Source organism: Microvirga aerophila (genome assembly GCF_003332305.1).
GTDB lineage: Bacteria > Pseudomonadota > Alphaproteobacteria > Rhizobiales > Beijerinckiaceae > Microvirga > Microvirga aerophila.
This window is the reverse complement of record NZ_QOIO01000003.1, coordinates 1-23,035: the sequence shown is the minus strand read 5'-3', so window position 1 is coordinate 23,035 and position 23,035 is coordinate 1. Positions and strand designations below refer to the sequence as shown.

Genomic DNA, 23,035 nt, shown 5'->3' with positions numbered 1-23,035 from the left:
ATCGTCTTACGGTTTCGGGGCGTCTTGAGGCCGATGATGGGTTAAGGTCGCTCGCGGCGGTCAGGCCGCGAACGCCTCGTCGAGGAAAGCCTGCAGCTGAGCCATGTGCTTCGACATGAGGCCCGTGGCGGTGGCGGCGGAAGCGGCCCGACCCACGTAGCGGGGACGGTCCACCTTCGAGCCTGCGGTTTTGAGCACCCATTCCAGATAGGGTTCGACGAAGGTCCAGGAGCCCATGTTCTTCGGCTCTTCCTGGCACCACACCACGTCGGCCTTCTTGAAGCGGGCGAGCTCCGCTGCCAGGGACTTGGCCGGGAACGGATAGAGCTGCTCGACGCGCATCAGATAGACGTCGTCGATCCCGCGCTTCTCGCGCTCCTCGAGCAGGTCGTAATAGACCTTGCCAGTGCAGATCACCACGCGCCGGATCTTGTCGTCCTTCACGAGCTTGACGCCGTCCGTCGTGCGCTGCGCATCGTCGTGCAGGACCCGGTGGAACGAGGTTCCGGATGAGATCTCGTCGAGGCGCGAGACGCAGCGCTTGTGGCGCAGCAGCGACTTCGGCGTCATCAGGATCAAGGGCTTGCGGAACTCGCGCTTGAGCTGGCGGCGCAGGATGTGGAAGTAGTTCGACGGGGTCGAGCAGTAGGCGACCTGCATGTTGTCCTCGGCGCACATCTGCAGCCAGCGCTCGAGGCGGGCCGAGGAGTGCTCGGGACCCTGACCCTCGTAACCGTGCGGCAGCAGGCACACGAGTCCCGACATGCGCAGCCACTTGCGCTCGCCGGAGGAGATGAACTGGTCGAACACCACCTGGGCGCCGTTGGCGAAGTCGCCGAACTGCGCTTCCCACAGGGTGAGCGCATTGGGCTCCGAGAGAGTGTAACCGTACTCGAAGCCGAGCACCGCCTCCTCCGACAGCATCGAGTTGATGACCTCGTAGCGCCCCTGACCTTCGCGGATGTGGTTGAGGGGCGTATAGCGCTCCTCGTTCTCCTGATCGGTCAGCACCGTATGGCGTTGCGAGAAGGTGCCGCGCTCCACGTCCTGGCCGGACAGGCGGACGCGGTGGTCTTCGAGCAGGAGCGAGCCGAAGGCAAGCGCCTCGGCCATTGCCCAGTCGATGCCCTCGCCGGTTTCCATCATCTTCTTGCGGTTGTCGAGGAAGCGCTGGATCGTGCGGTGGAGGTGGAAGCCTTCGGGCACCGTCGTCAGAGCCTTGGCGATCTCCTGCAGGGTCTCGACCGGCACGCCAGTCTGGCCCCGGCGGGGATCATCCTGATCCTCGCGCACGGCCTTGAGGCCCGCCCAGCGCCCATCGAGCCAGTCCGCCTTGTTGGGCTTGTAGCTGGTGGCGATGTCGAATTCGGTGTCGAGCTTCGAGCGCCAAGCGCTCTTCATGCCGTCGATGTCGGCTTCCGTCACCGTGCCGTCGGCGAGAAGCTTCTTGGAGTAGAGCTCCAGGATCGACGGATGTGACCGGATCTTGCGGTACATGAGCGGCTGCGTGAAAGCCGGCTCGTCGCCTTCGTTGTGGCCAAAGCGCCGGTAGCAGAACATGTCGATGACGACCGGCTTCTGGAACTTCTGCCGGTATTCGGTCGCGACCTTGGCGGCGAACACGACCGCCTCTGGATCATCGCCATTCACATGGAAGATCGGCGCCTCAACCATCTTGGCCACGTCGGACGGATAGGGCGAGGAGCGCGAGAAGCGCGGATCGGTGGTAAAGCCGATCTGGTTGTTGATGATGAAGTGGATCGAGCCGCCGGTGCGGTGCCCGCGCAGCCCCGAGAGGCCGAGGCACTCCGCCACGACGCCCTGACCCGCGAAGGCGGCGTCGCCGTGAATGAGGAGCGGCATCACGGCGGTGCGGTTTTCCGGCGTGCAGCCGTGCTGGTCCTGCTTGGCGCGCACCTTGCCGAGCACCACGGGATCGACGATCTCCAGATGCGACGGGTTGGCCGTGAGCGACAGGTGGACGTTGTTGCCGTCGAAAGTGCGGTCGGAGGATGCGCCCAGGTGGTACTTCACGTCGCCGGAGCCTTCCACATCGTCGGGCGCGAAGGAACCGCCCTTGAACTCGTGGAACAGAGCCCGGTGAGGCTTGCCCATAACCTGGGTGAGCACGTTCAGGCGGCCGCGGTGGGCCATGCCGAACACGATCTCCTTGCAGCCGAGGTTGCCGCCGCGCTTGATGATCTGCTCGAGCGCCGGGATCAGCGACTCGCCACCGTCCAGGCCGAAGCGCTTGGTGCCGGTGTACTTCAGGTCGAGGAACTTCTCGAAGCCCTCGGCCTCCACAAGCTTGTTGAGGATGGCGCGCTTGCCCTCGGGCGTGAAGGTGATTTCCTTGTCGGCGCCTTCGATGCGCTCCTGGAGCCAGGCCTTCTCGGTCGGATCGGAGATGTGCATGAATTCGACGCCGAGCGTATGGCAGTAGGTACGCTCCAGGATCGCGACGATTTCGCGGATGGTGGCGAATTCCAGCCCGAGCACGTTGTCGAGGAAGATCTTGCGGTCCCAATCGGCTTCCGTGAAGCCGTAATGGGACGGATGCAGCTCCTGGTCGTTCGGGCGCGGATTGATGCCCAGCGGATCGAGCTTGGCGTGCAGGTGTCCGCGCACCCGGTAGGCACGGATCAGCATGATGGCGCGAACCGAGTCGCGGGTCGCCTGCTGCACGTCAGCCTGGCTGATCTCCTGGCCCTTGGTCTGCGCCTTGGCCTTGAGCTTGTCGCCCACGGCCTTCTCGACCTGGGCCCAGTTGCCGTCGAGGGCGGAGACCAGTTCGCCGTTCGCCGGAATGGGCCAGTTGGGCTTTTTCCAGGACGCACCCTGGGCGTTCTTCTCGACAGCCTGCTTGTCGTCCTTGAGCGCGCCGAAAAAGGCCTGCCACTCGGCGTCCACCGAGGACGGATCCTTCTCGTAGCGAGCGTAAAGATCCTCAATGTAAGGAGCGTTCGCCCCATAGAGAAAAGCGGTGTTCAGGAACGTTTCGTTGGCGTCTTGGCGTGCCATGGCAAATGTCTATCCAAATGAACGGTAGGGCCGCCTCAGCGTGACCGAGGCGGCCTGTGGCTTATCGGGCCTTGAGAACCTCGACCAAGGTTTTTCCAAGGCGTGCCGGAGACGGCGAGACGCGGATGCCCGCCGCCTCCATGGCGGCGATCTTGTCTTCCGCGCCGCCCTTGCCGCCGGAGATAATGGCGCCGGCATGGCCCATGCGGCGACCGGGAGGAGCGGTGCGGCCTGCAATAAAGCCCACCATTGGCTTCTTGCGGCCCTTCTTGGCCTCGCGGGCGATGAACTCGGCGGCCTCTTCCTCTGCGGAGCCGCCGATCTCGCCGATCATGACGATTGACTCGGTCTTGGGGTCCGACAGGAACATGTCGAGCATCTCGATGAACTCGGTGCCCTTCACGGGATCGCCGCCGATGCCCACCGCTGTGGTCTGGCCGAGGCCTTCGTTGGTGGTCTGGAACACAGCCTCGTAGGTGAGCGTGCCCGAGCGGGACACGATGCCCACCGAGCCGGGCTTGAAGATGTTGGCCGGCATGATGCCGATCTTTGATTCACCCGCCGTCACGATGCCGGGGCAGTTCGGGCCGATGAGGCGCGACTTGGAACCCTCGAGAGAGCGCTTCACACGCACCATGTCGAGCACCGGAATGCCTTCGGTGATGCACACGATAAGCGGGATCTCGGCCTGGATGGCCTCGCAGATGGCGTCCGCCGCGCCCGGAGGCGGAACGTACACCACGGAGGCGTCGGCTCCCGTCTTCTCGCGCGCTTCCATGACCGTGTCGAAGACGGGCAGGTTCAGGTGCGTGGAGCCGCCTTTGCCGGGCGAGGTGCCGCCGACCATCTTGGTGCCGTAGGCGATCGCCTGCTCGGAGTGAAAGGTGCCGTTCTTGCCGGTAAAGCCCTGGCAGATGACCTTGGTGTTCTTGTCAATCAGGATGGACATCAGCTCGAAACCTTACTTCCCGCCGCGCACGGCGTTGACGATCTTCTGGGCGGCGTCGTCGAGGTCGTCCGCCGGGATCACGTTGAGGCCGGACTCGCGGATGATCTGCTTGCCCTCTTCCACGTTGGTGCCCTCAAGGCGCACCACCAGCGGAACCTGGAGGCCGACGGTCTTCACGGCCGCGATCACGCCGCGGGCGATGACGTCGCACTTCATGATGCCGCCGAAGATGTTGACCAGGATGCCCTTAACGTTCGGGTCGGCCGTGATGATCTTGAACGCCGCCGTGACCTTCTCCTCCGAGGCGCCGCCGCCCACATCGAGGAAGTTCGCCGGCTCTTCGCCGTAGAGCTTGATGATGTCCAGCGTCGCCATGGCGAGGCCCGCGCCGTTGACCATGCAGCCGATGGTGCCGTCGAGCGCAATGTAGGCGAGGTCGTCCTTGGACGCCTCGATTTCCTTGTCGTCCTCCTCCGTGATGTCCCGGAGTTCCTGAACGTCCGGATGGCGGTAGAGCGCATTGCCGTCGAACGAGATCTTCGCGTCCAGACACTTGAGGTGCCCGTCCTTGGTGACGATCAGCGGGTTGATCTCGAGCATCTCCATGTCCTTCGCCTTGAAGGCCGTGTAGAGCTTCGTGACCAGGTCCTCGGCCTCCTTAGCGAGCGGGCCCTTCAGGCCCAGCGCCTTGGCGACCGTGCGGCCGTGATGGGGCATTACGCCAGTGGCCGGATCGATCGAGAAAGTGAGGATCTTCTCCGGGGTGTCGTGTGCGACCTGCTCGATATCCATGCCGCCTTCGGTCGAGACGACGAAAGCGACCCGGCCCGTGGCGCGGTCAACCAGCATGGAGAGATAGAGCTCGGTTTCGATGTCCGAACCGTCCTCGATGTAGAGACGGTTGACCTGCTTGCCGGCTTCGCCCGTCTGGATGGTCACCAGGGTGTTGCCCAGCATCTGCTGCGCAAACTCTTTCACCTCGTCGATGGACTTGGCAAGGCGCACGCCGCCCTTTTCGCCCGCAGCGGCTTCCTTGAACTTGCCCTTGCCGCGGCCGCCCGCATGGATCTGGGACTTCACGACCCAGAGCGGTCCGCCGAGTTCCTTAGCGGCAGCCTCCGCCTCGTCGGGGGAGAAGATGGCCTTGCCGCGGGAGACCGGCAGGCCGAACTCCTTCAGGACGGCTTTGCCTTGGTATTCATGAATGTTCATGAGCTTTTCTCTTCCGTCGTCCCGGCGCGCCTCGAGCGCCTCCGGGACCGTTGTGCCTGAATGCGTTTAGGCCAGCGCCGAATTGATCTGCTTGCAGGCGTCCACGAGGCCCTGCACCGAAGCGACGGACTTCTCGAACATCGCCTTCTCGTCGCCGGAGAACTCGACCTCGACGATGCGCTCGACGCCCTTCTCACCGATCACGATCGGCACGCCCACGAACATGTCCTTCACGCCGTACTGGCCGTTGAGATAGGCCGCGCAGGGCAGGACGCGCTTCTTGTCCTTGAGGTAGCTCTCGGCCATGGCGATGGCGGAAGCAGCCGGCGCATAAAAAGCCGAGCCGGTCTTGAGCAGGTTAACGATCTCGCCGCCGCCCTTGCGGGTGCGCTCGACCATGGCGTCGAGCTTCTCCTGGGTGGTCCAGCCCATCTTGACGAGGTCAGGCAGCGGGATGCCGGCGACCGTGGAGTAGCGCACCAGCGGCACCATGTCGTCGCCGTGGCCGCCGAGCACGAAGGCGGTCACGTCCTTGACCGACACGTTGAATTCCTTGGCCAGGAAGTGGCGGAAGCGAGCCGAGTCCAGAACGCCGGCCATGCCGACGATCTTCTCAGGCTTGAGGCCGGAGAACTTCTGCAACGCCCAGACCATGGCGTCGAGCGGGTTGGTGATGCAGATCACGAAGGCGTTCGGGGCGTATTGCTTGATGCCGTTGCCGACCGCTTCCATGACCTTGAGGTTGATGCCGATCAGATCGTCGCGGCTCATGCCCGGCTTGCGGGGCACGCCGGCGGTCACGATGATCACATCCGCGCCTTGGATGGCCGAATAGTCGTTCGCGCCCTTGTACTTCGCATCGAACCCGTCGACCGGTGCGGATTCCGCGATGTCGAGACCTTTGCCCTGGGGAATTCCCTCTGCGATATCGAAGAGAACAACGTCGCCGAGTTCCTTCAAGCCGACGAGATGGGCGAGCGTGCCGCCGATCTGGCCAGCGCCGATGAGCGCGATCTTGTGACGGGCCATGGATTTGTCCTTGGATTGTGGAGAGGCGCGAGCCTTTTTGGAGTGGCGCTGTTTGACTCAGAAATAAGCCTCGTTCAAGCCAGCAAAAGGTTAAAGCTCAAGGGTTTACGGGCTAGCGGCCGTGCCGGGCTGGAGCCATACTTCCGTTTGTTTCGTTATTTCAGTATCTTAGGTGGTAAACAGCGTCAGGAATTTTCCTGTTACAAAAATCTCATTCTGTAACTTCCATTATATTATTCCATCCGCCAAGGCCCGCAGAATAACCCGGACTGTAATGGCCAAGCGCAGGTCCAGGACGTCGCGCGGCACCTCCGCGTCGAGCCGGATGGCGAGCGGATTGATGAAACGGTAAGCCGCATCGCTCACGTAGGCTAGCGCCTTCTCCCGGTCGCGCGGCTCGAACTTTCCCGTGGCGATCCCTTCGTCGATCACCCGTTCGATGAGCTGGCGCATGCGGGTGCGGTGCTTTCGTATGAGCGCGCGGGAGGTTTCGGTAGCCGTGCAGTACACGTCGAAGAGATGCCGGTTCTGGGTGAGCAGGTCCCGGTGGGTCTGGGACCAAGCCTGGATCAGCCGCTCCATCTTGTCGTCGGCGGGGTCGGGCGCATCGGCGATGTCGGCGATCCGTGTCTCTAGGGCTTTAAGCCATTGGCCCGCCACCGCATCGATCAGGGCCGCCTTGGATGGGAAATACCGATAGACGTTCGCATGGGTCATTCCGGCCGCATCCGCGATGGCCACCACCGTGACCTGCTTAGGGCCCAGGCGCTTCAGCTGGTCGTCTGCGATCGCCAAAAGGCGGCTGTCAGCCGGCGTTGCCGTGTCTTGGAACCGTGAGAGACTGCCCCGCGGGCGCTTCATGTTTCGACCAGGCCGGTCGACTGGCCTGAACTGGCGGAGTCCGGCCGACCATGCGGCTGGCCGAGATACTCCTCGGAACGCATCTCGATGAGGCGCGAGACGGTGCGGTCGAACTCGAAGACCTCACGCCCCGTCTCCGCATGATAGAGGTCGTGAACCTCGGTTTCGGCGGAGGCCAAGAGCTTCACATGGACGTCGTAGAGCGTGTCGATGAGGGTGATGAAACGCTTCGCCTCGTTGCGGCGATCGAACCCCATGCGGGGAATGTCCTCGAGGATGATCGTGTGGAACTCATCCGCGATGGCCAGGTAATCGGCGGCCCCGAGGGGTTGTGAGCAGAGATCCGCGAAGGTGAACCGCGCAACCCCACCAGCCGCCTGGGGAATTTCCACCGGATGGCCCTTGACGGTCAGCGTCATGGGCCGCCCCTCCGTGCGGCCGGTGAGCCGCCGAAAGGCTCCGCTCAGCGCCTCGTGCGCGGCGCTGTCCGCAGGCGTATGGAAGACCGGGCTGCCCGCGAGCTTTTCCAGGCGGAAGTCCGTGCGTGAATCGAGCCGGACGACATCCATCCGTTCCGTGAGCAGCGCAATGAAAGGCAGGAAGAGGGAGCGGTTGAGCCCGCCCTCGTAGAGCCGGTCCGGCTCCACGTTGGAAGTGGCGACCACCACGACCCCATGCCCGAAAAGCGCCGTGAAGAGACGCCCGAGAATCATCGCATCGGCGATGTCCGTGACGACGAACTCGTCGAAGCACAGGACCCAGGCCTCCTGCGCCAGAGCCTCGGCCACCGGCGCAATGGGATCGTCACCCCGCACGTCCCCGTTCTTCAGCTTCTGCCGCCACTGATGGATGCGCTCGTGCACATCGGACATGAACGCGTGAAAATGGACCCGGCGCTTGCGATGGACCGGCAGGGCCTCGAAGAACAGGTCCATGAGCATGGTCTTGCCACGCCCGACCGAGCCCCAGACGTAGAGGCCCTTGGGAGGCGCGGGATTGCGCTTGCCGAACAGCCAGCCGAGGGCGCTGGCCTTGCGCGAGAGACGGTAGCCGTTCAGGCTCTCGGCCAGGGTCTCGAGCCGCCGCAGAAGAGCGACCTGTGCGGGGTCGCGCTCGATTGCCTCGGCGGCCACGAGGGCGTCGTAGCGTGCGGTGATGGAGTGGGGATGAAGGAGGCGAGCTTCGGTCACGGATTGACCGATAACCTCCTCATCGTCGGAGCGCAAATCCCTTATCGCCCCAAGGACAGAGGCGCGCCGGATTTAGCCAGGACGCCGCTGAGGGACCCGGAGGAGCCGCGCAGACGCGCCGCGACGGCGCCGCCGGTCTGGTAGAGATAGACCTCACCATTACGGTAGTCCCAGGCATTGACCCTGGACAGGTCCTGGTTCGAGCAGCCGCTGGCAGAGGCCTTGTAGAGGTCGAGAGCGGGCGCGCTTGAGAGCTGGACCCGGCACGATCCACCTGAGGCGTCGCGTGCCGTCCAATTGCCCACCATGGCGGTGCGGCTCGCAGGAGCCGCGGGCGCAGCGGGCGCGATCGGAGCCGGTGCGGCCGCGGGAGGCAGGCCTGCCACGTCGGTCCCGCCGGGCGTAGGCATGGGCGCGCCCGCTACGGGAGGCAGCGGCTGGCCCTCGACCGGAGGCAGCGGAGCCGACGAGATAGGGCCCGTAGGCACGGCCTCGACGGGCTCCGCCTCCAGTGGGGCCGGCGCCGCAGCGGCACTGCGGATGGGCGAGCCGCCAATGCGGGCGGATGAGCATGCGCCGAGCGCCAGAACCGCGCAGAGAGTGGCAGCAAGGGCATAACCGTGACGACTCATCTCATCCTCATTGTGTTACGGGACTCCGGTCCCGGTGGTCTCAATCGGGTACCGTGAAATGGCAGTAATCAGGCGCGAGTCAAGCCGAGACGCATCTGGAGGGCCCGCAGGCACCCGGTCTGAAGATCGGTAGGATCTCCATCCACGGCAGCGATGCGACACGCCATGGCGTGAAGGTCGCTCCGCTCGGAGGGCTGCAGGGTGTTCATCCAGAGCTTTGCGAACCTCAAGGTCAGATCGCCTGGGTCATTGGCGTGATCGGCGACCCATCGGGCGAACGTGAAGGCCTCGTCAACGTTCGTCTGATCCATGGTGGTCTGCATCTCGTGCTTGATGGCAGTCTCGGCGGCCAGGCTGAGGCGCCCGCGGGAGGCCGCCAGGGCGATCAGCATGGCGGCCGCGGCCGCAGCCGGATCGTCGACTGACGCGATGGGGGAGCTTTCGGCTTTGCTCAGGAAGCGTTTGCGTCGGTAGATGCCCCGGATGCGCTGGGCGGAGTCGATGACATCGAAAGCCGCGCGTCCGGCGTCCCTTAGGCGATAGAACCAAAAGGCGGCTGCCCCGAGGGCTGTGAGTAGGGCAATAAGGGCAGGCAACGGAGGCTCCGGGCAATGATCGTTCTGCCCGGAGTGTTACTTTAGAACGCCTGAGGCGCGCTAGGCATAAATTCGGCTTAGACGACCCGCGCGATCATCATCTTCTTGATCTCGGCGATGGCCTTCGCCGGGTTCAGCCCCTTGGGGCAGGTGTTGGCGCAGTTCATGATCGTGTGGCAGCGGTAGAGCCGGAAGGGATCATGAAGGTTGTCGAGGCGCTCGCCCGTGGATTCATCACGGCTGTCGATGAGCCAGCGATAGGCCTGCAGGAGCGCCGCAGGACCCAGGAAGCGGTCCCCGTTCCACCAGTAGCTCGGGCAGGACGTGGTGCAGCAGGCGCACAGGATGCACTCGTAGAGGCCGTCGAGCTGTTGGCGCTCCTCGGGGGTCTGGCGCCATTCGGTCTCGGGCTCCGCCGTCTGGGTGTGCAGCCAGGGCTCGATGGAGGCGTGCTGGGCAAAGAAGCTCGTGAGATCCGGCACCAGATCCTTCAGCACCGGCATGTGCGGCAGCGGATAAATCTTGATGGCGCCACCGTCGCAATCGTCGATGCCGAGTGTACAGGCCAACGTGTTGCCGCCCATGATGTTCATGGCGCAAGAACCGCAGATGCCCTCGCGGCAGGAGCGGCGGAAGACCAGGGTCGAGTCGACGTTGTTCTTGATCCAGATCAGGGCGTCGAGCACCATCGGGCCGCAATCGTCCCGGTCGACGTAGTAGGTGTCGATGCGCGGGTTTGCGCCATCGTCCGGATTCCAGCGGTAGATGCGGAATTCCTGAAGGTTGGTAGCCCCGGCCGGCTTCGGCCAGGACTTGCCTTCGGTGTATTTGGAGTTCTTGGGAAGCGTGAACTGAGCCATTGTTGAGTTCTTCCTTAGTACACGCGGGCCTTGGGCTCGATGTACTGGATCTCGTTGGACATCGTGTAGGTGTGCACGGGCCGGTAATCGACGCTTACCTTGTGAGAGGTGTCGTCGAGCCAGGACAGGGTGTGCTTCATCCAGTTCTTGTCGTCACGGTCCGGGAAGTCCTCACGGGCATGGGCGCCGCGGGATTCCTGGCGGTTGGCCGCGCTTTCCATGGTGACGACCGCCTGCCCGATGAGGTTATCGAATTCGAGGGTCTCGATCAGGTCCGTGTTCCAGATCAGCGAGCGGTCCGTCACCCGCACGTCGGCCGCGCCGTTCCAGACCTTGTGGATGAGCTGCTTGCCTTCTTCCAACACCTCGCCGGTGCGGAACACCGCGCAGTTGTTCTGCATGGTCTTCTGCATTTCGAGGCGCAGCTCCGCGGTCGGCGTGGAACCGTTGGCGTAGCGGAACTTGTCGAGACGCGAGAGGGCGAGCTCGTCCGCGCCCTTGGGCAGGTCCGTGTGCTTTTCGTTGGGCGTCAGGATCTCGGCGCAGCGAAGGCCGGCTGCGCGGCCGAACACCACGAGGTCGATGAGCGAGTTGGAGCCGAGGCGGTTCGCGCCGTGCACCGACACGCAGGCCGCTTCGCCCAGCGCCATCAGGCCCGGCACCACCGTATCCGGGTTGCCGTTTTTGAGCGTCAGCACCTCGCCATGATAGTTCGTCGGGATGCCGCCCATGTTGTAGTGGACGGTCGGCAGAACCGGGATCGGCTCCTTGGTCACGTCGACGCCCGCGAAGATCTTGGCGCTCTCCGAGATGCCCGGCAGGCGCTCGTGCAGGATCTTCGGGTCGAGATGGTCGAGGTGCAGGTAGATGTGGTCCTTGTTCTTGCCGACGCCGCGACCAGCCCGAATCTCCATGGTCATGGCGCGGGACACCACGTCACGGGAGGCAAGATCCTTGGCGGAGGGCGCATAGCGCTCCATGAAGCGCTCGCCTTCGGAGTTCGTCACATAGCCACCTTCGCCCCGCGCGCCCTCGGTGATGAGGCAGCCCGCGCCGTAGATGCCGGTCGGGTGGAACTGCACGAACTCCATGTCCTGGAGCGGCAGGCCCGCCCGCAGCACCATGGCGTTGCCATCGCCCGTGCAGGTATGGGCCGAGGTCGCCGAGAAATAGGCGCGCCCGTAGCCGCCCGTGGCCAAGATCGTCATGTGGGCGCGGAAGCGGTGGATTTCGCCGGTCGACTGGTTGAGGGCAACGACGCCGATGCAGCGGCCGGAATCGTCCATCATCAGGTCGAGGGCGAAGTACTCGATGAAGAAGTTGGTCTGGTTGCGGACTGCCTGCCCGTAAAGCGTGTGCAGGATCGCGTGGCCCGTGCGGTCGGCGGCCGCGCAGGTGCGCTGGGCGGTGCCCTTGCCGTAATCGGTGGTCATGCCGCCGAATGGGCGCTGGTAGATCTTGCCCTCATCCGTGCGGGAGAAGGGAACGCCCCAGTGCTCCAGCTCGTAGACGGCTGCCGGCGCATTGCGGCAGAGATATTCGATGGCGTCCTGATCGCCGAGCCAGTCCGATCCCTTGACGGTGTCGTACATGTGCCAGCGCCAGTCGTCCGGGCCCATGTTGCCGAGCGACGCGGAGATGCCGCCCTGCGCCGCGACCGTGTGCGAGCGGGTCGGGAACACCTTGGTGATGCAAGCGGTGCGAAGACCAGCCTGCGAGCAGCCGACGGTGGCGCGCAGGCCCGCGCCGCCCGCGCCCACGATCACCACGTCGAAGGTGTGATCAACGATGGTATAGGCCTTGCCGTTGACGGCGGCGCCGTTCGTTCCTTGAGCCATGATGTTGTTCCTTAAATCAGGATCCGGCCGAGGCTGACCTTGAGAATCGCGTAGAGGCACGCGATCGCGATGATCACGGCGTAGAAGTTGTTCGCGATGACGGCAGCGATCTTGTAGCCCTTGTCGTGGACATAATCCTCGATGACGATCTGCATGCCCAGGCGCATGTGGTTCGTCACCGAGATGACCGCCAGGATGAGGATGATCGCCACCAGCGGGTGGGAGATGATGTCGATCGCCCGGGCGTAGTCGCTGCCGGCGAGCGCCGCCACGATGATCACGAAGGCGATGATGAGCGGGACGTTGGATACCGCCGTCATGCGGTGAAGCCACCAATGCTCCACCCCGTGCCCGGAGGCGCCGAGGCCCTTCACGCGGGCGAGCGGGGTGCGCATGGAAACGCGGGTATCGGGTCTGTTGTCGACCATGAGCCTGTCTCCTTTAGAACGCCACGAAGGCGACGACCCAGATCAGCACCGTCAGGATGACCGAGCCGACGAGGGTGAAGCGGGCCATGTTGATGCGTTGGGCAGGCTCCATGCCGTGCCCGAAATCCCATACGAGGTGCCGCACGCCGCCCAGCATGTGGTGCATGAGAATCCAGGTGTAGCCGAACAGGATCAGGATCCCGAGGGGCGAGCCGAAGAACCACTGCACCCGGTCGAAGGCCGTGGGGCCAGCGGCCAGGGACACCAGCCAGATCGCGAAGAGCGCAATGCCCCCATACAGCGCCATGCCCGAGATACGGTGAGCAACCGACATGGCCATCGTCCATGACCAGCGATAGACCTGAAGATGCGGGGACAAGGGCCTCGGGGCCACCTTCGCCTCAGCCATGGCGTAGACTCCTGATCGGCGACACGAACGTCGCGCCTAGTTTGGAATGGTTCGTATCTGAAGCGCCGCAACACCGCAATGCGCCTCGTGCGATCCTGGTTTACAAAAGGCATGCTTCGTCAGACGCGAAGTCTGCCTTAAGGTTTGGACTTGTACAATTTGTAATAATTCTCATCTACCTTCGCGAATGACGAAGGATCGTTTATGCAATTCGACCTGACGGATTTAAGCCTCTTCCGCCATGTGGTCGAGGCGGGAAGCATCACCCATGGTGCGGAGCGGGCCCATCTGGCTCTGGGGGCGGCTAGCACTCGGATCCGGAACATGGAAAAGTCGCTCGGCGCTCCTCTTTTGTTGCGCAACCGCCAGGGCGTTGTCCCTACGCCCGCCGGACGCACCCTTCTTCAACACGCCCGCGCCATGCTGGCCCAGGCCGAGCGCCTGCGCGAGGACCTGGGCACCTACACGGGCGGCCTTGCGGGCCAGATCCGCATTCTCTCCAACACCAATGCGTTGACCGAGTTCCTGCCCGAGGCCTTGAGCGCCTTCCTGGCCGAGCATCCGCAGGTCAGCATCGACCTGGAGGAACGCCTGAGCGACGAGATCGTGGGCCTGATCGCCGAGGGCGTGGGGAATCTGGGCATCGTGGCAGGCACCGTCGACACGGGGCGGCTGGAGACCTATCCGTTCCGCAGCGATCGGTTCGTGCTGGTTGCGCCAAAGGGGCATCCACTCGCGGCCAAGGGCAGCATCGCCTTCGCGGAAGTGCTGGAGCATGATTTCGTGGGGCTCGACCGGGCGAGCGCCCTGCAGCGCTTCCTCGCCGACAAGGCGGGCCGCATCGGTCGCCCCTTACGCCTGCGGGTTCAACTGCGCAGCTTCGATGCCGTGTGCCGTATGGTGGAGGCGGGCGTCGGCCTCGGTATCGTGCCGGAGACCACCGCGCAGCGGGCAGCCAGAACCATGGCAATCGCCGTGGTCAGCCTGGAGGACCCATGGGCAGCCCGCGACCTGACCCTGTGCATCCGTGCCTTGAAGGACTTGCCGTCGTCGGCGCGGCAGTTGGTCGAGCACCTGAGAAAAGGCGCGTGAGCGATTACGCCAAACGGACGTCGAGGGATGGCATCGGCAGGCTGCGACGGAGGCACGCGGCCTCAAGCGTGTTACGCAGCAGGCAAGCGATGGTCATCGGCCCGACGCCGCCGGGCACTGGCGTGATGGCGGAGGCCACGGCTGACGCCTCCGCATAGGCCACGTCGCCGACGACGCGGGTCTTGCCCTCCCCGGACGAAGGATTCGGCACCCGGTTGATGCCCACATCCACCACGATGGCGCCCCGCTTGATCCAATCGCCCCGCACCATTTCAGGCCGTCCGACAGCCGCCACAAGGATATCGGCCTCGCGGCAGACCTCCGGCAGGTCGCGGGTCTTCGAATGGGCCACCGTCACCGTGCAGCTCTGCCCGATAAGGAGCTGGGCCATGGGTTTGCCGACGATGTTGGACCGGCCGAGCACCACCGCATTGAGACCCGCGAGATCCCGCTGGACGGATTGGATGAGCAACAGGCACCCCAAAGGCGTGCAGGAGACGAGGCCCGGCACGCCGGTCATCAGCTTGCCGGCATTGATGGGGTGGAAGCCGTCCACGTCCTTGGCGGGATCGATGGCCTCGATCACCTTCTGGGCGTCGATCTGCCTTGGCAGGGGCAGCTGCACGAGGATGCCGTCCACGGCCGGATCGGCGTTGAGCCCAGCCACGAGGCTCAGCAGCTCGGCCTCACTGGTGGAGGCTGGCAGCACATGCTCGAAGGAGCGCATGCCCACCTCGACGGTCTGGCGCGCCTTGTTCTTCACGTAGATCTGACTGGCCGGATCCTCGCCGACGATCACCACGGCAAGCCCCGGCGTCGCCCCCTGTTGCGCCATGTCGCCGACCGCATCGGTGATGCGAGCCCGCAAACCCGCCGCATAAGCCTTTCCGTCGATGATGCTGGCGCTCATGAATGCTGTCCTGTCAAAGCGGCGAGACGGGCTGCCAGAGCCGCTCCGTCTCCCGAAATCAGAAATGTCTTCAGCCTGTTGGTTGCTCCCCCTTCCAAGCTCACGGAAGAGACTGGCACCCGAAGGGTCTTGGCCAGGAGTTTCCGGACGCCCTTATTGGCTGCCCCATCCTCCGGCGCTGCCCGCACCCGAACCTTGAGGACGGCTCGCCCGTCCGAGAGCGTCTCGACACCGTCGATGGCGTCGCGCCCGCCTCGGGGCGTGACCCGCACCCGAACCTCGAGCCCGTCCGGGCGGATGCGCAAGGGCAAGGCGTGAGCCGCCGTTAGAAGGCCGCCGGGAGCAGGTAATCCACGATAAGCTTCTGGATGAAGATGATGAGCAGGATCAGGATGACGGGCGAAATATCGACCCCGCCGAGATTGGGCAGGATCCTCCGGATCGGCCGCAAGGCGGGTTCGGTCACCGCATCAAGGAAATTCCAGATCGAGCGGACGAAATCGTTGCGGGTGTTGACGACGTTGAAGGCGACCAGCCAGCTCAGGATCGCCGAGGCGACGATGAGGTAAACATAAAGCTGCAAGGCCAGCAGGATGACTTCGAGCAGAGCGCGCATGGGAAACCTGTCAGGAACGGATCGTGCTCATGTAGCGTTCTTGGCAGTTCGGAACAACCCGGGATCCGCCGGAGGCCCCAATCCCATCCGAAAGAATGGCGGTTTCAGGCTCCATCAACGATTGACAGACCCGAGCCCCCGAGCCTAAAACCCGGCCGCTTGGTCGCGTACAACCGGCCGGGGCTGTAGCTCAGATGGGAGAGCGCTGCAATCGCACTGCAGAGGTCAGGGGTTCGAATCCCCTCAGCTCCACCAAGCTTTTCAATGATGTAGCTGCTTTGTGTTGCCCGCAGTGAATGAGCTGGTAAGCAGTGGGTAAGCAAGCGACACAATATCGCTGGTTTGAAGAGGGTATCCACCAACGGAATTTGTGTGGGTCGATTCCGTTTGCATTCACAGATTTGGTCTGACAAAGCGAAACGTGTGGGTTTAGCTAGGTAGTAGAGCACTCCCTTGGTAAGGGAGAGGTCGAGAGTTCAATCCTCTCTGGCAGCACCAGCCAAACCTTTGAGAAACCAAGAACTTGTTGTAGGACAAGACTTTGAGGCCGCCCCACCTGTACACAAGGGCGGTACACATGGTTCTCAAGATGGCTTCCCCTTGGAAAGACCCAAAGACAGGCATTTTCTACCTTCGCATTCGTGTGCCATCTGATTTGGTCACGACGGTGAAGGGGCAAAACATCAGCCTTCCTGTAGGCGATGAGACCGTCCAAGCTAGGGCTGGTGAGACTGTAAAAGCCTCCCTTAGAACGCGCGACCCCCGCGAAGCTAAGACGCGATTCGCCAAGGCCCTAACGGCTCTCAACAATTTCTGGGGTGCAGTGAGGAGGGGGCCACAGAAGCTCTCCCAGAAGGATGCTGTAGCCCTCGCTGGTGAGATTTACAGTGCCTTCGTGAAGGCCTTTGAGGAGAACCCTGGCTCCTACGAGAGATGGGCGAACGTCCTTGAGGCGAATGAGGAGGCCAGAGCTGGTAATTTCGGTTATGGCGCTCTGATGATTGGTCACCAAGCCAAGGTGAAGCGGTCAATGGAAGATCGCTTTGGTCCCATCGCTGATTCCATTGTGAGGCATAAGGGTTTAGTCATCGATGGGGAAAGCCGTGAACGGGTTCTCATTGAGGTAAGTAAGGGTCTCGATCAGGCCTCTCACCAGATCAAGAAGTTCGCAGATGGGGACTACTCTCCAGATCCCCGCGCAAATCGCTTCCCTTCCTTCCATAAGCCATCTGAGAAGCAAACTAACCCCCTCACCATGACCTCAATGTTCGAAGCATGGGAGAAGGAGGCCATCCAGCTCAATAGAGCCTCTGCCACTCCCAATCGCTATCGTTCGGTCTTCACCAACTTCCGCGCCTTCCTCGGCGATGATGACGCGACGAGGGTCACCGCTGAGGATGTCATCCGCTTCAAGGATGCGAGGCTTGCTGAAGGTAAGTCGGGAAAGACGATCAAGGATGCTGACCTTGCAGCCCTCAAGTCTGTCTTTGGGTGGGCCGTGGAGAACAAGCGCCTCCCCAGCAATCCTGCTGCCGATGTGACGATTCGTGTTACAAAGCGAAGGGTGGAGCGGGAAAGCGGCTTCACTGACGATGAGGCCGAGACCATCCTCAAGGCTGCCCTCACCTACTCCAAGCCTCGCCAAGAAAGTGAAGGTCTCGCCTCAGGCAAGCGGTGGGTCCCTTGGATTTGCGCCTTCACTGGAGCCCGTGTTTCGGAAGTGACTGCGCTACGTAAGGACAGCTTCAGGAGTGTTAAGGGCGTCCACGTAGTTAGGATCATGGGCACAAAGAACGGGGTTTACCGTGACGTTCCCCTCCATCCTCAGCTTGAGGAGATTGGTCTCCTGAAGTTCATTGAGAGTGCCTCCCCTAGCCCTCTGTTCTTCAGCGAAAAGGATCAGAAAGGGCGAGGCGCACAATCCCAATCAGAGAAGCTTGCTAAGTGGGTCCGGTCTATTGGGATCACCGATGAGCGCGTTCAGCCTAACCACGGGTGGCGGCACCGCTTCACGACCAAGGCCAGAGCCGTTGGCATGGATCACGAGAAGCGTGAGTACATTCTCGGTCACACGCTTCCCGGCCTTGGGTCAGTCTATGGTGACATGGCCGGGCTCTATCATGAGGTAATTAAGCTGCCTCGGTACGAGGTCTGATGCCTAATCCAAGGCGAAGCCCAAGCAGACGGCGATCAGGACACCAAGGGTGCCCAAACCAGCGGCGGCCACTAACGGGACGGCAGACCAGAGATGGTAGTTGGTCATAGGTGAACCCCATCGACATCCCTCTGAATTAACGCAGAGCAGAGAGCCAAGGGTCCACAGGGCCGACATCCGGCACCAAGGCTTAGAGCAGTCGTCAGGCTCAAACGATTCCTGCGATGATGACGATTATAACCCCGGCAGCACCGAGTCCGGCCGCTGTGGCTAACGGCAACAGAACAGTTGTCAGGATGTCGTCTCTCACCATCACGGCCTCCTCAGGTTACTGCTTAGTTAATTAACGCTGGAGAACGTCGTTTATTCCCGATCGCTCACCTCCGGCAGCCTAGCTTCCGGTCTGGCTGGAGGGGCTCATGGGAGTGCGCCTATACCGACCGGTGGACCTGGGGTCGTGTTCCTCGGCGGGGCTGACAAAATAAGAGCCCCAGGAGGGGCGTCCTGAGGCTCTCGCTTCTCGCTTCTCGCAACTCACTTTTAGCAATCACTGTCGCCAAGCCTATCAACGCGAGGATCAGTTCGTGTCACCTGGCAGATGATCAACGCTGCTTCTACATTCCGGGTTCGATAGCTTCCCGAGGTAACCAACGTGGAGCTATCTAATTTCACTTAAACTAGGAATACACAGGGGGCGGCTCTCAGGGGTCGCCTTTCCCTATTTCTAGATTGAGGCCGCCTTCCTCAGGTCACAGTTTCTCATTCATTGCGGAGCCCCGTAGGCGTTCTTAAGTCTACGGTCTCCGTTATCGATGATGAGTGAGTTCATGGAAGCGCAGACGAGCGACAAGACAACAGCCTATAAGGTAACAAGCGGAGTCCTCGGGGCTCTGGCCCTGCTGGGGTGGGGTCTCTACGGCTACTCGGCTGCATTCTCAGGAAGCCAAGAGGATGCCCTCCGTGAGCAGACTACGCGTCTCCAGAATGAGATCAGTCAGCTCAATGCGGAGCATCGTCGGGTCACTGCCGAATACGACCAACTTCGCCAAAGCACCGGGGACTTGAAGATTGCTCAAGGTCAACTCGCGTCTGTCCAGGGGCAGATAAAGAGCCTTGAGCAAGCACGGGCGCAACTGACGGAGTCGATCGCTCAAGCGCGGGCTCAGTTGGGATCGGCGCTCGCTTCAGATGACGGAGGTCCGTCTCAGACTGGCGCGACGAGTCCCGCGAACGGTCCAGTACGAGTAGATGCCGTGCAGGAGGCCCTAACCAAGCTCGGATATGGACCGCTTACAGCCGATGGGCGAATGGGTTCCAAGACCCGTCAAGCTATCCAAGCCTTCGAGCGAGCCCAAGGCATCACGGTTACGGGCAATCTAGAACCGGCGACAGTGCAAGCTCTTGAAGCTGCCTCTGGTATATCAATCCAGTAAATGACCTGTGCCACGCACGCAGGTGCCTTAAGCTACCCTCGGCTTCAATCACCATGAGCTTAATGCGGGGCAGCTCAGAGCCGCCCTGTTTCGCCGTGAGAGGGCAGCAGCTCGGTTGTATCGTTGATAACTAAGGCTTTTTCCTCTTGGTTGTAGGCAAGTCCTGTAGGCAGGAAATGAGCTTGGGGATAGCTGTGAACAACTCTTGCCAGACATAGGGTCGTACCTGACAAGATGACCCAAACATGAGCCAGACAATCCGCCCAATCCTCACCGCCCTTCGTTGGTTATTCGTTCTCGTGTTCGGGGCCATCATCGGAGAGTTCTTTGTCAGATGGGCGGATGAGCTAGGGTTCTACTCGGCCCCTCATCTCCGCGTGACACAGGCCGCAGCTTGGCTCGGATGGGCAATCGACACCTTTTACCTTCGGTATGTCGCCACCTTCCTCGCTGGATTGCTGTTCGGATGGCGTATCGCTTTCATGGCTCGTCGTCAGAACCAAGATGACGCTGCGGTCCCGAAGGAACACCTCGAAAACTTAGGCCAACGGTCACTCCTTCTTGCAGCACGGATCGAGAAACATCTTAGAACACCCCCCGCTCTACAAAGAGGAAACCCGGAAGATTTCATGGCAGAGATTAGTGCCGTCCTTACGAGCTATGAGAAGCTTGGGATCGCATCTCCCCTCATCAGACCCAACGTTGAACTCACCAAATTCATCGCAGCAAACTCGCAGTGCTTTCGCACGTTGGGTCCCTTGATTAGAGACGGCCACATAGAAAAGGCGCGGCTCTTTGCATCGGAGGTTAACAAGAGGGTTCTAGCTGATTTGCAATTGGATGTTTGCACCCGAAAAACGTGAAAGCGCGTACTACGGAGCGTCTAGGCCGCGTTCCCTGTACCCACCCCGCCTCCCGCAGCGCCCTTTCCGCTATCCCCCTCCGTCACTGGCGGCGATCTTGGCTTTGAAGGCACCCATATAACCCCATCCTACTGGTTCAGGACTCACCAAGGCCTCTCAGGCGGCATCGGGAGGTGCTTATGAGACTCCCCTAGGACCACTCTTTTGATGACCTCACGGTGGACCCGGTAGTCCCGAGCAAGCTTGGATAGTTCCTGCTCGCCGTCTGCATAGCGCAATCGAGCTTCCAGAATCTGCTCCACGGAGAGCCTTGCATCTCGTATCCGCTTCCTCATAATCCCCGCTCGACTCAGCTGGAACGGATCGGGAACGTCTCATGAGATAGGAGGAGTGTCGAGGAACTGCGCTTGGTCGCGCACAAAGCCTGTTGATCAGTGTGGAGGAAGCTGCAATTCGCCTGAGGCGGCAGAATCTTAGCGGCCCTCCCGCATGAGGGGGCTCTGATCAGCCGGCACTCTGACCCACGAATGTTGAGACGACAAAATCACCTGAGGCCGGAGAAGTAGACTGGGCGCGCTTATAGCTAAGCTTCAAGAAAAGCTTGTTGTCCAGGAGGTACAGCAAGAGCGAGTAGCCTCTGTTGAGGCTTGGCCGCTCAGCGGTACACGTTCGCAGCTTACTACAAATCAAACGAGATCAGACCAATGGCTTAAAGATCCTGCGACCTTTGGCAGATTTCAGCACATTCTCTGGAGATACGATCAATTCAGAATCCGCGCTTGGTGCACAAATGCTTCGGCTCTGCTTCAGCCGGTCGGGCTCAAAGATTTTCTTGGCCCTAACAGATGCGAGTTAATCAATGTCTCTTCATGGTGCTCATGAATGTTATGACGCTTTAGCAGCCCAGGATGTATTGGAGATTCCCACCGTCTTGATATGCGACACTTTCCTGATGCGCGAGGGAATCAAGCACCTCCTGCCGAAGACTCAGTTCCAGATCCAAGACGAGGCCGTCGACCGTCCATCAGGTTTCCCGGGTTTTCCCGATGCCAAGGCCATCCTGTTCCTGATAGAGACAAGCGGCAGTCCCTCTGATGTGGCTGATCTTATCAGGGAGCTAAAGGCGCAGGGCGAGGCTGCCCGGATCGTTCTTCTAGCCGACAACGTCGGTTGGGATGAGATCGTGCTGGCCTACCAGGCCGGAGCGGCGGGAGTTCTCGACACGGCAACAGCCCCGGAGATCCTGATCAAATCTCTTGAGCTGATCGTGCTGGGAGAGAGTGTGTTCCCCGCTGCCGTCATCCTGTCCGCTACCAATGATATGACACACGCGCTCCGACAGGAGCATCAGCCCGGGACAGCAGAGGCACCAATCGATACCCATTCGCCAGGGGAGAGAAACCTATCTGGCCGGGAGGAGGCGATCCTCCGGTTGCTGACAGAAGGGGCTCCGAACAAGATCATAGCCCGCAAGTTGGGTGTGGCTGAGGCAACGGTGAAAGTTCATGTCAAGGCGATCCTGAGAAAGATCCGCGCCCAAAACCGCACCCAGGCTGCCATGTGGGCAACAACTCACCTCAGCTCAGCACCTGATTTGAGACGTGACTAGGCACCTCCAGGAACCGTGAGAGAAACAGGCATGAGGATCATTCTCGCTGCTTCGATTTGCGTGTTCGCAACATCAGCACATGCTGATCATTGGACCGGAAAGGTGGCCCAGACCCGGTACGCCGTCGATGCTTGCTTGAGCAGCCTCGCCAATACTCTTCCGGGCGAACCGAGTCATCAGCCATTAGTGACCACCTGCACCGACCGGATGAAAACTCATGCGCGGGCTCTCAGATGCCAATCGTTGGAGCAGACTGGCAGACCTGAACATAATGGTAGGAAGTGTTCAATCTGATCGGCAGCCAACTGGGTCCGGATGTAAGAGCGCCCTGACCAAGGAAGTCGGGATGAGATCACCGTCAGGCTCCTAGTTCATCCAGAGGGAAAACTGCTGGAGATGAATCTTTCACCGGCACTACGGTTAAGTGGTTGAGAGCTGAATAGCTATCTGTGAGACTACAAGCGTAGCTATAAGCACCGAGAGCCTCCATGCTGGTCCGATCCCCTGCCCTATCCCGCAGGTCAGTCACTGAGCAGATCATCAAGCAGTCCCGCAACTGGTCCGAGTTCTGGGACGCTCTGGTCCAACTCGATGACATCTCCCAGCAGGGGGATACCTTCGAGCGCCTGACGCAACTCTATCTCCAGACCCAACCTGAGTACCAATCTAAACTCAGGAGCGTGTGGCGATGGAGCGAGGTGCCGGATGAGGTCAGGGCAAGGCTGGGGTTACCTGCCACGGACGAAGGCATCGACATCCTCGCTGAGACGTTTCAGGGCGAACTTTGGGCCATCCAATGTAAGTTTCACAGCAACCCCGATCGAGCCGTAACCCGCCAGGAACTAGGCACCTTCGTCGCTCTCGCCTCAGTGGCAGGGCTGTCGCAGCGAGTTGTGGCTCACACCTCCTCCAAGCCTATCCGTAAGCGAGCCCTGATGGGCGAGACAGTCGAGATCGGACTGGACCGCTGGCTTACGCTGGAACAGGAGCAGTGGTCTCTAATCACCGCTGCCCTCCAAGGACGTGCGGCACGGCCAGAGCCTCGTCTCCCCCGGCTCCACCAGCAAGAAGCACTGGCAGCAGCTCGGGCTCACTGGTCCTGACCCGTCAAACTGGTCCATTCGGAGGACAACTTTTCCGGGCATTTTGATCCTTGAGGAGGGTCAGTGCCATGAAGAAGACGCGCTACACGGAAGAGCAGATCGCCTTTGCGCTGCGCCAGGCCGAGAGCGGCACGCCGGTGGCCGAGGTGATCCGCAAGATGGGGATCACCGAGCCAACCTTCTACAGGTGGAAGAAGCAGTTCGCCGGAATGGGCGTGACCGAGATCCG

The 23,035-nt window shown here is 61.7% G+C and carries 22 protein-coding genes and 2 tRNA genes; 9 read left to right on the top strand and 15 right to left on the bottom strand.

The features are described from left to right. Nucleotides 1–60: 60 nt before the first annotated feature. The 12 genes from DRB19_RS02540 to sdhC form a co-directional block, all read right to left on the bottom strand. Nucleotides 61–3,021 carry a 2-oxoglutarate dehydrogenase E1 component gene (locus tag DRB19_RS02540; RefSeq protein ID WP_114184463.1) on the bottom strand — a complete coding sequence of 987 codons (2,961 nt, stop codon included), beginning with the start codon at nt 3,019–3,021 and terminating at the stop codon, nt 61–63. A 61-nt stretch (nt 3,022–3,082) separates the two neighbouring features. Beyond that, on the bottom strand, nt 3,083–3,970 hold the full coding sequence (sucD, locus tag DRB19_RS02535; protein ID WP_114184462.1) for a succinate--CoA ligase subunit alpha: 888 nt from the start codon (nt 3,968–3,970) through the stop codon (nt 3,083–3,085). A gap of 12 nt (nt 3,971–3,982) precedes the next feature. Further along, nucleotides 3,983–5,182, bottom strand: a complete 1,200-nt coding sequence (gene sucC / locus DRB19_RS02530; protein ID WP_114184461.1) for an ADP-forming succinate--CoA ligase subunit beta — start codon at nt 5,180–5,182, stop codon at nt 3,983–3,985. A 66-nt stretch (nt 5,183–5,248) separates the two neighbouring features. After that, nucleotides 5,249–6,211 (bottom strand): malate dehydrogenase, encoded by a 963-nt coding sequence (gene mdh / locus DRB19_RS02525; RefSeq protein WP_114184460.1) that lies wholly within the window; start codon nt 6,209–6,211, stop codon nt 5,249–5,251. Between the two features lie 228 nt (nt 6,212–6,439). Then, entirely contained in the window at nt 6,440–7,072 is a 633-nt protein-coding gene (locus tag DRB19_RS02520) for a TetR/AcrR family transcriptional regulator (protein ID WP_114184459.1), read from the bottom strand. Further along, nucleotides 7,069–8,262 (bottom strand): cell division protein ZapE, encoded by a 1,194-nt coding sequence (zapE, locus tag DRB19_RS02515; RefSeq protein WP_245439242.1) that lies wholly within the window; start codon nt 8,260–8,262, stop codon nt 7,069–7,071. Before zapE ends, DRB19_RS02520 begins: the two co-directional genes overlap by 4 nt. A 41-nt stretch (nt 8,263–8,303) precedes the next feature. Further along, complete coding sequence (locus DRB19_RS02510; RefSeq protein ID WP_114184458.1) at nt 8,304–8,894, bottom strand: AprI/Inh family metalloprotease inhibitor; 591 nt, start codon at nt 8,892–8,894, stop codon at nt 8,304–8,306. A 68-nt stretch (nt 8,895–8,962) separates the two neighbouring features. Beyond that, a complete protein-coding gene (locus DRB19_RS02505) occupies nt 8,963–9,490 on the bottom strand; it encodes a hypothetical protein (protein ID WP_114184457.1) in 528 nt (175 codons plus the stop codon). A gap of 77 nt (nt 9,491–9,567) precedes the next feature. Continuing rightward, a complete protein-coding gene (locus tag DRB19_RS02500) occupies nt 9,568–10,350 on the bottom strand; it encodes a succinate dehydrogenase iron-sulfur subunit (protein ID WP_114184456.1) in 783 nt (260 codons plus the stop codon). A 14-nt stretch (nt 10,351–10,364) separates the two neighbouring features. After that, on the bottom strand, nt 10,365–12,191 hold the full coding sequence (sdhA, locus tag DRB19_RS02495) for a succinate dehydrogenase flavoprotein subunit (protein WP_373867332.1): 1,827 nt from the start codon (nt 12,189–12,191) through the stop codon (nt 10,365–10,367). An 8-nt stretch (nt 12,192–12,199) separates the two neighbouring features. Next, a complete protein-coding gene (sdhD, locus tag DRB19_RS02490) occupies nt 12,200–12,616 on the bottom strand; it encodes a succinate dehydrogenase, hydrophobic membrane anchor protein (protein ID WP_114184454.1) in 417 nt (138 codons plus the stop codon). Nucleotides 12,617–12,629: 13 nt separating this feature from the next. Beyond that, nucleotides 12,630–13,025: a succinate dehydrogenase, cytochrome b556 subunit gene (sdhC, locus tag DRB19_RS02485; RefSeq protein ID WP_114184453.1), complete on the bottom strand. Its 396-nt coding sequence runs from the start codon at nt 13,023–13,025 to the stop codon at nt 12,630–12,632. Between the two features lie 204 nt (nt 13,026–13,229). Between sdhC and DRB19_RS02480 the strand changes: the two genes are divergently transcribed. Then, complete coding sequence (locus tag DRB19_RS02480) at nt 13,230–14,117, top strand: LysR family transcriptional regulator (RefSeq protein ID WP_114184452.1); 888 nt, start codon at nt 13,230–13,232, stop codon at nt 14,115–14,117. 4 nt (nt 14,118–14,121) lie between these two features. Here DRB19_RS02480 and folD read toward each other — a convergent pair whose 3' ends face one another. The 3 genes from folD to DRB19_RS02465 are packed head-to-tail and all read right to left on the bottom strand — an operon-like array spanning nt 14,122 to nt 15,643. Beyond that, nucleotides 14,122–15,027, bottom strand: coding sequence for a bifunctional methylenetetrahydrofolate dehydrogenase/methenyltetrahydrofolate cyclohydrolase FolD (gene folD, locus DRB19_RS02475; RefSeq protein ID WP_114184451.1), 906 nt, complete (start codon nt 15,025–15,027; stop codon nt 14,122–14,124). Beyond that, nucleotides 15,024–15,338 carry a DUF167 family protein gene (locus DRB19_RS02470; RefSeq protein ID WP_114184450.1) on the bottom strand — a complete coding sequence of 105 codons (315 nt, stop codon included), beginning with the start codon at nt 15,336–15,338 and terminating at the stop codon, nt 15,024–15,026. Before DRB19_RS02470 ends, folD begins: the two co-directional genes overlap by 4 nt. A 14-nt stretch (nt 15,339–15,352) precedes the next feature. Beyond that, nucleotides 15,353–15,643, bottom strand: coding sequence for a YggT family protein (locus DRB19_RS02465; protein WP_114184449.1), 291 nt, complete (start codon nt 15,641–15,643; stop codon nt 15,353–15,355). 179 nt (nt 15,644–15,822) lie between these two features. On the opposite strand from DRB19_RS02465, the gene DRB19_RS02460 reads away from it, so the two are divergent. The 8 genes from DRB19_RS02460 to DRB19_RS02425 all read left to right on the top strand — a co-directional run. After that, nucleotides 15,823–15,898, top strand: a tRNA-Ala gene (locus DRB19_RS02460). A gap of 168 nt (nt 15,899–16,066) precedes the next feature. Further along, nucleotides 16,067–16,141 (top strand) — tRNA-Thr (locus DRB19_RS29705). Between the two features lie 79 nt (nt 16,142–16,220). Next, nucleotides 16,221–17,798, top strand: a complete 1,578-nt coding sequence (locus DRB19_RS02455) for a DUF6538 domain-containing protein (RefSeq protein ID WP_114184448.1) — start codon at nt 16,221–16,223, stop codon at nt 17,796–17,798. 812 nt (nt 17,799–18,610) lie between these two features. Next, nucleotides 18,611–19,231, top strand: coding sequence for a peptidoglycan-binding domain-containing protein (locus tag DRB19_RS31790; protein ID WP_114184447.1), 621 nt, complete (start codon nt 18,611–18,613; stop codon nt 19,229–19,231). 245 nt (nt 19,232–19,476) lie between these two features. After that, nucleotides 19,477–20,094, top strand: coding sequence for a hypothetical protein (locus DRB19_RS02445; protein ID WP_114184446.1), 618 nt, complete (start codon nt 19,477–19,479; stop codon nt 20,092–20,094). Nucleotides 20,095–21,046: 952 nt separating this feature from the next. After that, the gene (locus DRB19_RS02435; RefSeq protein WP_162815562.1) at nt 21,047–21,703 is read left to right on the top strand and encodes a LuxR C-terminal-related transcriptional regulator; all 657 of its coding nucleotides are present in this window, start codon (nt 21,047–21,049) and stop codon (nt 21,701–21,703) included. A 488-nt stretch (nt 21,704–22,191) separates the two neighbouring features. Beyond that, on the top strand, nt 22,192–22,806 hold the full coding sequence (locus tag DRB19_RS02430; RefSeq protein WP_114184443.1) for a restriction endonuclease: 615 nt from the start codon (nt 22,192–22,194) through the stop codon (nt 22,804–22,806). Between the two features lie 68 nt (nt 22,807–22,874). After that, nucleotides 22,875–23,035, top strand: a 161-nt coding sequence (locus DRB19_RS02425; RefSeq protein WP_162815561.1) for a transposase, incomplete at its 3' end; no start/stop codon positions are given.